At 43.4% G+C, this 12478-nt stretch carries 10 protein-coding genes; 6 read left to right on the forward strand and 4 right to left on the reverse strand.

Going from position 1 to position 12478, the window contains the following annotated elements; all coding sequences use genetic code 11:
- Positions 1–144: 144 nt before the first annotated feature.
- From TW81_RS09250 to TW81_RS09260, 3 genes are all read left to right on the forward strand, one after another.
- Complete coding sequence (locus TW81_RS09250) at positions 145–1611, forward strand: sensor domain-containing diguanylate cyclase (RefSeq protein ID WP_045955424.1); 1467 nt, start codon at positions 145–147, stop codon at positions 1609–1611.
- A 153-nt stretch (positions 1612–1764) separates the two neighbouring features.
- On the forward strand, positions 1765–2868 hold the full coding sequence (locus tag TW81_RS09255; protein ID WP_045955425.1) for a GGDEF domain-containing protein: 1104 nt from the start codon (positions 1765–1767) through the stop codon (positions 2866–2868).
- Between the two features lie 218 nt (positions 2869–3086).
- Entirely contained in the window at positions 3087–4823 is a 1737-nt protein-coding gene (locus tag TW81_RS09260) for a methyl-accepting chemotaxis protein (RefSeq protein ID WP_045955426.1), read from the forward strand.
- 6 nt (positions 4824–4829) lie between these two features.
- Here the strand turns inward: TW81_RS09260 and TW81_RS09265 are convergent, their stop codons facing one another.
- Genes TW81_RS09265 through TW81_RS09275 form a run of 3 tightly spaced genes read right to left on the reverse strand, consistent with a single transcriptional unit; the run spans position 4830 to position 6474 of the window.
- A complete protein-coding gene (locus TW81_RS09265; protein ID WP_045955427.1) occupies positions 4830–5231 on the reverse strand; it encodes a PPC domain-containing DNA-binding protein in 402 nt (133 codons plus the stop codon).
- Between the two features lie 23 nt (positions 5232–5254).
- A complete protein-coding gene (locus tag TW81_RS09270; RefSeq protein ID WP_045955428.1) occupies positions 5255–5566 on the reverse strand; it encodes a DUF1496 domain-containing protein in 312 nt (103 codons plus the stop codon).
- Positions 5563–6474 (reverse strand): pyridoxal-phosphate dependent enzyme, encoded by a 912-nt coding sequence (locus tag TW81_RS09275; protein WP_045955429.1) that lies wholly within the window; start codon positions 6472–6474, stop codon positions 5563–5565. Before TW81_RS09275 ends, TW81_RS09270 begins: the two co-directional genes overlap by 4 nt.
- Before the next feature lie 492 nt (positions 6475–6966).
- On the opposite strand from TW81_RS09275, the gene psrA reads away from it, so the two are divergent.
- Both psrA and TW81_RS09285 read left to right on the forward strand, forming a co-directional pair.
- Complete coding sequence (gene psrA, locus TW81_RS09280) at positions 6967–7593, forward strand: TetR family transcriptional repressor PsrA (RefSeq protein WP_045955430.1); 627 nt, start codon at positions 6967–6969, stop codon at positions 7591–7593.
- A gap of 63 nt (positions 7594–7656) precedes the next feature.
- A complete protein-coding gene (locus TW81_RS09285) occupies positions 7657–9948 on the forward strand; it encodes an acyl-CoA dehydrogenase (protein WP_045955431.1) in 2292 nt (763 codons plus the stop codon).
- A gap of 40 nt (positions 9949–9988) precedes the next feature.
- Here TW81_RS09285 and TW81_RS18840 read toward each other — a convergent pair whose 3' ends face one another.
- A complete protein-coding gene (locus TW81_RS18840; RefSeq protein ID WP_052706166.1) occupies positions 9989–11023 on the reverse strand; it encodes a CFI-box-CTERM domain-containing protein in 1035 nt (344 codons plus the stop codon).
- Between the two features lie 162 nt (positions 11024–11185).
- Here TW81_RS18840 and fabV point away from each other — a divergent pair, with 162 nt between their 5' ends.
- Positions 11186–12388 carry an enoyl-ACP reductase FabV gene (gene fabV / locus TW81_RS09295; RefSeq protein ID WP_045955432.1) on the forward strand — a complete coding sequence of 401 codons (1203 nt, stop codon included), beginning with the start codon at positions 11186–11188 and terminating at the stop codon, positions 12386–12388.
- The last annotated feature ends 90 nt before the right edge of the window (positions 12389–12478 follow it).

Genomic DNA, 12478 nt, shown 5'->3' on the forward strand with positions numbered 1-12478 from the left:
CAGATTCAATCTAATTACGATTAGAACGACAAACATAACTTGGGTCGAGTTATCAGTTGGATTTCACATATCTACTCAGGCGTTTCAGATAAGCTATGATAAAAATAGGGCTGAGAAGTCGTTGTATAGTGTGAGAGTGTTTGAATGGCGATAAATACTGGCCCCTTAAGCAGTATTGAATTAAACCAGTTAGATGATTTTAGCCACGAGCTATTGGCGGAGGTATTAAGTCGTGCGGAAGCACTTGTCACTGGCTACGGTTGGCTTGATAGTACAGAAGCGCTGCTCAAAGAAATTGGCACCATTACCCAAGTCAGTCGTGTATGGATATTTCAAACGTTAGAACTTAACAATGATTATATTTTACAAGATTACGTTTTCGAATGGACGCGCGACGACAAATATATCCAAATAGGTTTACCACACTTTAATCACTTTAAATCAAATATTGATAATCAAGAATATTCGGTGTTAGTTGAAAGCAGGAAAAAAGGTGAGTACCAAACTCTTATTACTGACAACCTCCCTCAATCATGGCTGAAATCGTATTTGCAGAGCCAGAAAATTCTTTCCATGTTGACCATTCCAATCATCGTTGACAACCAATGGTGGGGCACTCTTGGCTTGGACGATTGCGAACGTGCCTTTGAATGGTCAGCCACTGAAATAGCCTTATTAAAAGCGGCAAGTTTTTTCATCTCAAGCGCAATCACACGAGAGCATTTAGTAGCAAGGAAAAGACAGCTAAGTGTTTTAAAACAAAACACGACTTGTAGTACATGGGAGTTTGACTTACGCCGTGGGCACTTATGGTCTACATCTGAAGTGTTCTTACCAGAGTGTGAAACGCCTTTTACCATGCACTTTGTCAGTCGGGATTGGATAAGACGGCTACACCCTGATTTTCGACAAGATTTCTTCCACCAAGCGAAGCGATTTCTCAATCAGCAAGATGAGATCTTTAGATGCGTCGTAAAGATGTTAATTAATAATGGTGAGTGCCGTTGGATAGAGATTTCAGCCAATAGCCCTAAAATTAAAAACCATAAAGATGACGTATTGGTTGGCGTATTCTGGGACATAACTCAACGTAAAGAAACTGAACTGCGACTGGAGTTAGAGGCAACCACTGACCCATTGACGGGGCTCTTCAATAGAAGGAAGTTCGAACAAGAAGTAGAGAGCGCTTTGGTGGAGATCGAGCAGAGTGACCGTTACTTTTCACTGGCAATTATTGATATAGATTTTTTTAAGCAAATTAATGACACCTATGGCCACATTGTCGGTGATAAGGTTCTTTGTTACTTCACCCTGTTATGTCAACAATCACTCAGAGATCACGATTGTTTTGCACGTATCGGTGGCGAAGAGTTTGCTTTGTTGCTCAAAGATACTTCTGAAGATGAAGCTTTTGCGATATGTACCCGTATTCGAGAGTTAGTCAAAGCTAATCATTATATGCTTGAGCAAACAGGGATTACTTTCACTATTTCCATCGGTTGTACAACAGTAAGAGATAAATCTGTGTTGATTGAGCACGCTTTTGAAAAGGCGGATACGGCTCTTTATCAAGCCAAACTGTCTGGTCGTGACCAAGTTATTGCCATCTAGGCACTTCGATATATTGAAAATGTACGTCCACAAAGTAACGGATTTGTGACTCAGTAAATGGGTTGATTTCTAGCAAAAATTTAAAAATTACCAAGCAAACATATGATACTAGGATTATATTAAATAGAGATAAAACTCTTTCAGGATTGAAACATGAGAATAACGGATAAATCTCTTGTCGAGCAGCAACAAATATCCGAAACAGAATTGAGCCAAAGATTGCAATTGTTTCGCTTAACGGCTGACGATCTTAACGAGCTTAGAACAATAAAGAGTATGATTGGTCGAGAGTTAGACCGAATCGTCAATGACTTTTACGAACATCAGACTCACACCCCAGATGTCGAAACGCTAATTGGCGATGCAGGGACGCTGCAGAGATTGATGTCGGCACTTAGACAGTACGTTATCGATCTTTTCAACAAAGAGATAGATCTTGAGTATGTTGAGCACAGATTACGAATCGGGCTAGTGCACAAGCGAATTGGCGTCGATCCAAAGCTATATTTATCTGCGGTTAACTATCTAAAATATACGATTGGCTCGACGATCAGAAAAAACATCAGTGACAAGAACTACGCCAGTGAACTGTGCGATATCTTGGAGCGTCTCATTGAATTCGACGTGTCTTACGTATTCGATACTTATATTCGTAGCATGATGAATGAGATCGAGATAGAGAAGAACAAATCTAACATGTACGTTAGAGATCTCGAATCACTGGTACAAGAAAGAACCAAGAGCCTAAAGAAGATGACACGGCTCGACCCACTAACCAATCTTTACAACAAACGTGCATTCGATGAATTCTCTGGGCGATCTTTTGCCGAAGCAGAACAACGCGGTGAGGCAATATCTATTCTGTATATCGATGTAGACAAATTTAAAGAATTTAATGACGTGCATGGTCACGATGATGGCGACAATGTTTTGGTTGCGTTATCGGACAGCATGAGAGGTGTCTCTCGCAGTGTCGATCTCTGTTTCCGTATGGGGGGCGATGAATTCGTCGTCGTTATGCCCAACTGTACCAAAGATGATGCCAGCGCTAATTACATTCCAAGGTTGCTAGAGAATTTACACACCATCCGTGGCGATATTTCACTGAGCATTGGTGTCGCTCAGTCCGGGCCGGAGACATATATCTCGAACACTGAAACCTTGACACGAGCCGACAAAGATATGTATCTGCAAAAAAAGTTAAAAGTTGCTGAGTTGTCTGCACAACCTTTGAAGTTTGTCGTCGATAACAATTAGGTTCGTTAACGGCTGCAGTTAACTAGCTTAATGCCTGTATTGCTGGCACTTGTACGCTGAACCTAGGGTGATCTTTATTCCAAAACAATGTGTTATCGAGTATCTATTCTTATTTTTGGTCACTTGTGTTCACTTTAGGTTAATAACTCTTTACAATTTGCCTACGTATTGCCGGAAGCAGTGCATCTTCGTAGCTACTTTTAAGGATGTAAAGTGTTATGACCAACCTGTCATTCAAAAATAAAATTATTGCGCTGATTGTTGCAATAATTACCCTTACTATTGCGACTTCCTACTTCAGTGTTAACCACTTTATTAGTCGCTATATTCAAGAATCTGATAGCAAAAATATTACTCATAATGTTGACTTAATTAAGCAAAAGCTAGAAACAGAATTGAGCAATAAATTGTCGCTGGCGTCGAGTCTGAACTTTAGCATGATGGATATTTCTGAAGCTAAAGAGAATAGCGGTTTTGCTAAAGTTGTTAAGGTGGTCAACGGCTACGCATTTGATGATACGGGCAATATGAGTGATGAAGACGCACAGGTCTTTATTGATCTCGCTGACGCGCATGGTGAAGAAATGGTCATCAGTCCGGTGACAAAATCTGATCTTGGTTACTCAATGGTTTTTTCGGTAAAACGCGCTGATGAGTCGGTTGATTTCTTCACTTTAGAGCTGGCCGAGTTTGCAAGCATCATTACTGAGTATGCGGCTAAAGGTAGCTTCGCAGAACTGTCGGCAGGGAATGTCACCATCTTTAGCAATAAACAAGGTGATAACCTGACGCCTGTCGAGCGCCCAATTGAGTTTGCTGATCAATCTTGGCAGTTAGTTGGTTATATCGACTTGGATAATATCCAGAGTAATACAGATAAGCTGAACTGGTTGATTACGCTGGCGTTGTTGGTATGTGCGGGCATCATCATATTTGTTAGCGTAATTCTGATCAATTACTCGTTTAAGCCGTTAAATAGACTTCAGGACGTGGTGGCTGACCTTTCCCAAGGCAATGGTGATTTAACCCAGCGATTAAACGTAGAGCGCAGTGATGAAATTGGTGTCATTTCGCAATCAATAAACCTTTTCATTGAAAAACTCCAACACATGTTTGTTGATGTGTCTCGTTCTGCCCAAGATATAGATACCGCAGTGCATAACATTGCGGAGCAATCAGCATCTAACGCGACTACTTTAGAGCAGCATACTCTCGAAACAGAGCAAGCGATCACCGCAATTGAAGAATTGAGTGCGACAGCAAGTTCAATTTCTGACAGCGCGGATACGGCTGCGAAGTTAACCGAATCTACTAACCAATTCGCTGAACAGTCTAAGCAGACAGTAAACAATGCGGTGGACAGCGTGAACGCTTTGGTTAATCAAGTCTCAGCTATGTCTCAAGCAACCAGCACCATGAGTGAAGATACAAAGCAAATCAGCAGTGTGTTACAGGTGATCGGTGAAATTGCTGAACAGACTAACTTACTTGCGCTCAATGCGGCGATAGAAGCGGCTAGGGCAGGAGATCAAGGTCGAGGTTTCGCAGTGGTTGCTGATGAAGTTAGGGCGCTGGCAGCTCGCACGCAAGACAGCACATCGCAAATCAATGAAATGCTGTCGAAACTAAGAGCTACTACTGATAACGTAGTCAGTGAAATGGAAGCTACCCGAGAAAGCTGTGAGCAGACCGCATCAAATACCACCCAAGTTATGGACTCACTTAATCAGGTGACCCATTCCGTGGTTGAGATGAATGATTTGAATACCTTAATCGCGACTTCGGCCATGCAGCAAAGCCAAGTCACGGGTGAAGTAAGTACCAATATGGCGGCCATTCAGGAAATTGTACGGCTGCTGAACAGCAATGCAGGACACACGAATTCTGTGTGCGAAGAGTTGCGCGAAACGTCAGTAGATTTGTCCCAATTAGTTGGTAAGTTCAAAGTACAATAACTCCAGTTAAAGGGCTTTGCTGACCACGAGTTCAGTAAAGCCCGTGCTTTGGTCATATTCACGGGAAAAGTTATGATTGTCATATCGATGCAATATCAACTCTACTGTTGTATCGACTAGGCACCCTGCCATCAAGTGACCTCCGACAACGCTACCGTCCTTTTTAGCAACAGCGATGTGAATATGCTGATGCTCCGCTGTAAGAGTGCCCATTACGGATACGATTTCAACAAGTTCATGCAATTGGAGTGTGTCTGTTGCGCCAGCTAAGCGCATAGTTGTTTGTGTGAAGCAACCGACACAAGACGCGATCGTTCCCGCATGAATATTATGCTCAGTAACTAACTGTTGAATATAAAGCTTCAAGTCTTGACCTTTAGTTAGGCGAACTGCGATAGGAGTAATCAAGTTAACCTTGCCCTGTTTTTTGGTTATTTCACAGAAAAGCGTTTAAGTGGTGGATTTGAAGCTTCGGCTTTAGGTGTTGCATTTTCATGCTTATCTAGACGCTGCCATTTCATTGCGCTATTGCTCTCAAAATCATTGGCATTCGCGCATATCATAAAATACTCGCCGACTTGTAAGATGGAGCCATCGGAGTAGGCTTGATCTTGGTAATAACAAACTCGCTTGCCATGATCACCAGAGTTAATCCCAACGATAGGCTTGCCCGGAGTAGTAATGATATCGGCAAATACAGGTAAGGATAGCAGCGCTAACCACAAGGCTATATAAGACTTCATTTTCGTCCTCCGAAACATTGCCCAAACTTTCGCTCATAACGTGGCAACATACTTTCATTGCCTAATAGACCACCCTGATGTATGTAGATGATCCGCTTGTCGCGATTTTCTTTATACCATGATTGTAGACACTGCCACATCATCGGGTCGTAGAGTAGATCAAATTCTACATCCGTTTCGATTAGCAATTGTTGCCAAATTTGGTAATCCTTTTCGTATAGCTTGGCAAAATGGTGTTTGGTTTCTAGTTCAAGTATGTCAGGGAAGTCACTCTCTCCAAGCTCTTTAAACTGCGAGATCAAGTAGTCTTTTCCCCCTACGCACGGGCATGTGAGCACGGGTATAGAATGAGCTTTGAGATAGCGATGTAAATACAGCGCTGTGGCACCTGTTCCAGCGGGAAGAGCAACGACAACTTTATTTCCAGGTTCGTATCTCGTCCAAGAGAGTATCTCACGAGCTAACTGCTCAACTCCATGTTTGGCTAAATGGGAGCGCCCACCTTCTGGTAAAAAGAGGCATGTTGAATCTGGCTGACGAATTTGGTCGATGTACTGCTGGGGATGAAGTTGATGCGCCGCGGTGGCAATGATCTGAGCCCCTAATTCTAATGCGCCTCGATAGTTACCAAGTGGTTTATCAGCTAACCACTGGGGAATTCGGTCAACGTAAAACTCCAACTTCCAGCCTTTTATCGCGGCAAGAGCGGCTAATGAATACAACGAATTAGATTGAGCACTGCCATAACTAATTAGCGTTGTGACTTCAGGGTAGTCTTGCTCTAGCAGCGCCATAAATTTACGCGCTTTATTGCCGCTGAAATGACTATGTAGCTGATCATCTCGTTTTAGATAAAAAGGGATACCTGCGAACTGATGTTCGGTCATGGGGGTGTTGGTCAGTTTCATTGGGATAGGGAGTAAATTTCGTTGCCGGCGATTTTATCGGATAGTCCCACCAAGGTAACCAAATAGATCAAATTAACGCTGTTTTTTATATAAATAAACGCAACAGATGACTTTTTTGTTCAGTACAACTTCTGAATGAATTGGATAAAAAAAGCCCAGAGCAATTGGGCTCTGGGCGGATACAATAAACATAGGAGTTAATAAGAAAAAGCAGCGTAAATTAGTAGCCTCAGTAAGAAAACAAGTTTGACGGCCTGTAAACTTATCGGGGCATCAGCCCCTCGAATGCTCTGCTAACTACACTTATTCAGACCGGGTGTTTCCAAAACAGTTCCAATTTTTTTAAAAAAAATAATTTCTTTGTTTCAGGTGCTTAACTACAAATGTTTGCAGTCTGGTCAGACCAATAATTAAAAGTGTGATGTTAATGACTTGTTGCCTTGGTGTTTCAGATGTATATTTTCAAACAGTTGTTTAATACGAGTGATTAAAATGTCGGGTAGAAACTCCACCAAAGAGAAAATTCTTGATGTAGCAGAAGCCTTGTTTGCTGAGCATGGTTTCAAAGATACCTCTCTGCGAACCATTACTAGTAAGGCGGGAGTGAATTTGGCGTCGGTTAATTATCACTTTGGTGATAAGAAAACCTTGGTTCGAGCTGTGTTGGATCGCTACTTAGAAGCGTTTATGCCTGCGGTACAAGATGCACTCATCAACCTCAATCTTAGTGATACTTATCCAATGGCAGACGTTTTTGAATCTTTGCGCGGCCCGTTGCGTAAACTGAATGATGTCAGACCAAACGGAACCAGCCGCTTTATGCTGCTGATAGGGAGAGGGTACACAGATGTACAAGGTCACTTACGTTGGTTTATCACGACACGTTATTCAGAAACATTGTCTTTGTTTATGCAGTCAGTGATGAAAGCAAACCCTAAGTTAACTCAGGAAGAGCTGTTCTGGCGATTACACTTCACACTGGGAACATGCGTGTTCACCATGGCGTCGAGTCAGGCACTGCTTGAAATAGCCGAAAATGATTATGGAAAAGCAATGGATGCCAAATCCGTTGTTGATCAACTTATTCCATTCTTAGCAGCAGGTGTTGCTGCAGAATAGAACAAAACTAGTACCTACAAAAATAAAAATATTGGACCAAATAGCGAACAAAAGGATCTGATTATGGGCTCTCTAAGAAGAAAATGGGTAAGCGACCCGGCTTTCAAAATGTTTAAGAAAGTCCTTCCTCCACTCTCAAGTACTGAGAAGGAAGCGATGGAAGCGGGTAGTGTATGGTGGGACGGAGAATTATTCTCAGGCCGACCTGATTTCACTAAACTGCACCAATACCCGAAACCAACGTTATCAGCAGAAGAACAATCGTTTATGGACAACGAGTTGGAAACGCTTCTGAGTATGTTAGATGATCATAAGATCGTGAAAGAAAATCGTGATTTGCCAGCAGAAGTGTGGCAATACCTACGTAAAGAGAAGTTCTTCTCGTTGATCATTTCAAAAGAGTATGGTGGTCGTGAATTTTCTTCTCTGGCTAACTCGACGATTGTGACACGTATTGCGACGCGCAGTATTAGTGCCGCGGTATCGGTTATGGTTCCAAACTCCTTGGGTCCAGGTGAGCTGCTGTCTCATTATGGTACACAAGAGCAAAAAGACTATTGGTTGCCCCGTTTAGCCGACGGTACGGATATCCCTTGTTTTGCGTTGACTGGCCCAGAAGCTGGCTCAGACGCTGGCGGCATTCCAGATGAAGGCATTGTTTGTTACGGCGAGCATAAGGGTGAGCAAGTACTTGGTATCCGTCTAAACTGGAACAAACGATACATCACGCTTGCACCGGTGGCGACTGTACTTGGTTTAGCATTCAAGATGTATGACCCTGACGGACTGATGGGTGATAAAAAAGAGCTTGGTATTACTTGTGCGCTAATCCCAGCTGATCACAAAGGTGTCGAGATTGGTGAGCGTCATGACCCATTGGGCCTAGCGTTCATGAATGGCCCAACTCGCGGTAAGGATGTATTCATCCCAATGGACTGGCTGATTGGTGGCCAAGATTACGCAGGTAAAGGTTGGCGTATGTTGGTGGAATGTCTCTCAGCAGGTCGCGGCATCTCCCTTCCAGCACTGGGTACGGCAATTGGTCACCTGACTTCACGCACCACTGGCGCCTATGCGTACGTGCGTAAGCAGTTTGGTATGTCGATTGGTAAGTTTGAAGGTGTGGCAGAATCGCTAGGTCGTATTGGCGGTTTAACGTATTTGCTTGAAGCCAGCCGAACCTTAACAACGACGTCTCTCGATCTCAAAGAAAAACCGGGCATTGTGACAGCGATTGCTAAGTACCACATGACGGAGATGGCGCGCACTATCCTAAATGATTCGATGGATATTCATTCTGGCCGCGCAATTCAGGATGGCCCGATGAACTACTTAGCTGCACCATACTTAGGTATTCCAGTAGCGATTACTGTCGAAGGTGCCAACATTCTGACCCGTAACCTGATGATCTTTGGTCAAGGGGCAACTCGTTGTCACCCATATGTACTCAAAGAGATGGAAGCGGCCGCTAATCCTGATGAAAAACAGGGCGCGAAAGAGTTTGATGAGTTGTTGTTTAAACATATCAAACACGCGATGGGGAATACATTTGGTGCCTTTGGTGCCGCTTTGACAGGCTCTCGCTTCATTAAGGCTAATATGAGTGGCGCTACCCAGCATTACTATAAAGAGATGACGCGCCTAAGCCGAGCTCTTGCTGTCAGCGCTGACATCGCAATGGCAACACTAGGTGGTGACCTTAAGCGCAAAGAGATGATTTCCGCGCGTTTGGGTGATGTACTTGCTTACTTATACATGGCGTCTGCCGCTCTTAAAAAGTATGAAGATGAAGGACGTCAGCAACAAGATCTTGATTTTGTTCATTACGCTGTTCAACACTGTTTGCATAACGCAGCGCAGGCGCTTCAAGAGGCATTCACCAACTATCCGCAAAAAGCAGTGGGTCGTTTGCTGAAAGTGATTATCTTCCCGCTCGGCAATCACTACACCAAGCCAAGTGATGATTTGACGGTGAAACTAGCTGAGAGCTTAATGACACCAGGAGCACAGCGCGATCGCTTGACCAACTTGTGCTACGTAGGTAAAGACGACAATGACAGCGTTGGCCTAATGGAAGAAGCTTTCCTAGCCATGTATGGAATTAAAGGGCTAGAACGTAAACTGATGCGTGCGGCGAAAGAGGGCAAGGTAGCTCGTAAAGGGCTGTTGACTGACCGCTTAGCACAAGCGCTTGCCGCGGATGTGTTAACACAAGAAGAGGTCGACCAAATTATCGCAGCGGATAAGCTTCGCTACAAAGCGATTCAAGTTGACCATTTCAGCCACGATTTTAGTGAGGTTCGTACCAATGGCACGCCAAAAAAGGGTAAAGCTAAGCTAAATAGTGCGGCTTAGATGCTTCGTGTTAAAAACCTCGAGCGAGCGCTCGAGGTTTTTATACATGTTGGGCATACCGAACCAGCTTTTTATATAGACCAAGCGCTATATTGTTTAGGCCTAGCTTGATCAATAAGCTACACGGGACAATATATTGCCAGTACATAGTCAGATAAATACGCTTACGTGATGAGTGATGTTTAAGCTTGTCCACAATAGTGGGAGCAATGACATAATATTGTTCGACGAGCTTTTTCCCATTTGGCGTATTCATTAAAAAACCATCTCGGTATTGTCTCAACGTCGTAAGTTCCCAACAGTTGTCCTCCAAGCCAATATATTCGCATGCTGCCGTGGTTAAGAAACAACCGCTTTCCATACATTCATTGTTTTGTCGTCTACGCGCTTGTATCAAGTGTTTGTTAGTTGCTTGTTCGAACATTTTCTTAGCGCCTGTATTTCTATACGTGCGACTTGCTAACAATATATTGTTTACGACAAAGTGGACTCCAAATTTTTTCTCACGAGTACGCCAAAAAGATTCAAACTCACTTTTGCTGAGAGATATTGTGAATTTGGGGTAACCTGAACTCCTGTCGGGTTGTAATGTAAAATCTGGTTTTGACCCGTTTATGAACACGACCCCAATCCACGGGGAGATTTCGATTGGCTCTTCTCCTTGTGACGCAGAGAACCAGGCGTGTTTATTGTTATTAAACTGGTAGCGAGTACCGTTATAGGTGAAAGTGTCTGGAACGAAAATACTGAGTTCGTAATTGCCACTATGCTCGTTAACAAATCTTGTCTCTAAAACGTCGTCTCTATTGGCCAAAACATTATGCTCAAGCCCATCTTCATCTATGGTTGTTTTCCAGGCCTTAGCTCCTTGTTTTAATCCCATTAAGGCCGAACCTTCAATAGGGAAAAGTAGAACACTTGTCTCGTCCCACACAACTTGCCATTCCGAATTCTCTAATGAGCCCGATTCACATTCCGGAATGTCATCGATTTCTTCGGCAGTACTGATACGGGCCAATGAAGCAATGGGCAGTAGCGATAACCCGGCGAGTAACCGTCTTCGAGTATTATTCATTAAACTGCTATCCTTTTCGTTGTCATTGAATCAAATTAGTTATAGCTGAATAATAAGGTAACAGCTCCAACCACTTGCATTTTCGCGACATTTTTACAGAAATTAGATGCGATCTCGAGGTGAACCTTTTATCCTAGCGGGGTTTTTTAAAGGAAGTTGAATATGATCATCAAACCTAGAATCCGTGGATTTATCTGTACCACAACACATCCAGTGGGCTGTGAAGCTAATGTAAAAGAACAAATTGCTTACACAAAAGCACAAGGCCCAATCAAAGATGCCCCTAAGCGTGTGCTTGTTGTTGGTGCTTCAAGTGGCTACGGTCTCTCTTCTCGTATCGCTGCGGCATTTGGTGGCGGCGCTTCAACTATCGGTGTTTTCTTTGAAAAAGAAGGCACAGAGAAAAAACCGGGCACAGCAGGTTTTTACAACTCAGTTGCTTTTGAAAAGCTTGCGCGTGAAGAAGGCCTATATGCGAAAAGCCTAAACGGTGATGCTTTCTCAAACGAAGCGAAACAAAAAACAATTGACCTAATTAAGCAAGATCTCGGTCAAATCGATATGGTGGTTTATTCCCTAGCTTCTCCTGTACGTAAGTTGCCAGACACGGGTGAGTTAATCCGTTCATCTCTGAAACCAATCGGTGAAACTTACACATCAACAGCGGTTGATACCAACAAAGACGTTATCATCGAAGCAAGTGTCGAGCCAGCAACTGAAGAAGAAATCAAAGACACTGTTACCGTTATGGGTGGTGAAGATTGGGAACTTTGGATCAATGCTCTCTCTGATGCTGGTGTATTGGCTGACGGTTGTAAGACGGTGGCATACAGCTACATTGGTACAGAGCTGACTTGGCCAATCTACTGGGATGGTGCGCTAGGCCGTGCGAAGATGGATCTAGATCGCGCAGCAGCAGCACTTAATGAAAAGCTTTCTGCAACTGGCGGTAGCGCAAATGTTGCCGTACTAAAGTCTGTTGTCACTCAAGCAAGCTCTGCTATTCCTGTTATGCCACTTTATATCGCAATGGTGTTCAAGAAGATGCGTGAAGAAGGCGTACACGAAGGTTGTATGGAGCAAATCTACCGTATGTTCAGTCAGCGCCTTTACAAAGAAGATGGCAGTGCACCTGAAGTGGATGACAAGAACCGCCTGCGTTTAGATGACTGGGAATTGCGTGAAGATATCCAGCAACATTGCCGCGATCTATGGCCTCAAATTACCTCTGAGAACCTGAAAGAACTTACCGATTACGTTGAGTATAAAGAAGAGTTCTTGAAGCTATTTGGCTTTGGCGTTGAAGGCGTAGATTACGAAGCAGACGTCAATCCAGAGATCGAAACTGATTTTGTCGCAATTTAAGTTGCGCTATTAAGTTGATAACAAAAATCCGGCGTTAAAACGCCGGATTTTTTGTGTCTAAAAGACTGTTCGGTTTGTCCGTCTTGATTT

Source organism: Vibrio galatheae, from assembly GCF_000967545.1.
Taxonomy (GTDB): domain Bacteria; phylum Pseudomonadota; class Gammaproteobacteria; order Enterobacterales; family Vibrionaceae; genus Vibrio; species Vibrio galatheae.

Coding starts and splice junctions, on each gene's coding strand:
- TW81_RS09260 (WP_045955426.1), top strand. CDS start 3,087: ATGACCAACCTGTCATTCAAAAATAAAATTATTGCGCTGATTGTTGCA.
- TW81_RS09255 (WP_045955425.1), top strand. CDS start 1,765: ATGAGAATAACGGATAAATCTCTTGTCGAGCAGCAACAAATATCCGAA.
- TW81_RS09270 (WP_045955428.1), bottom strand. CDS start 5,566: ATGAAGTCTTATATAGCCTTGTGGTTAGCGCTGCTATCCTTACCTGTA.
- psrA (WP_045955430.1), top strand. CDS start 6,967: ATGTCGGGTAGAAACTCCACCAAAGAGAAAATTCTTGATGTAGCAGAA.
- TW81_RS09285 (WP_045955431.1), top strand. CDS start 7,657: ATGGGCTCTCTAAGAAGAAAATGGGTAAGCGACCCGGCTTTCAAAATG.
- fabV (WP_045955432.1), top strand. CDS start 11,186: ATGATCATCAAACCTAGAATCCGTGGATTTATCTGTACCACAACACAT.
- TW81_RS18840 (WP_052706166.1), bottom strand. CDS start 11,023: ATGAATAATACTCGAAGACGGTTACTCGCCGGGTTATCGCTACTGCCC.
- TW81_RS09275 (WP_045955429.1), bottom strand. CDS start 6,474: ATGAAACTGACCAACACCCCCATGACCGAACATCAGTTCGCAGGTATC.
- TW81_RS09250 (WP_045955424.1), top strand. CDS start 145: ATGGCGATAAATACTGGCCCCTTAAGCAGTATTGAATTAAACCAGTTA.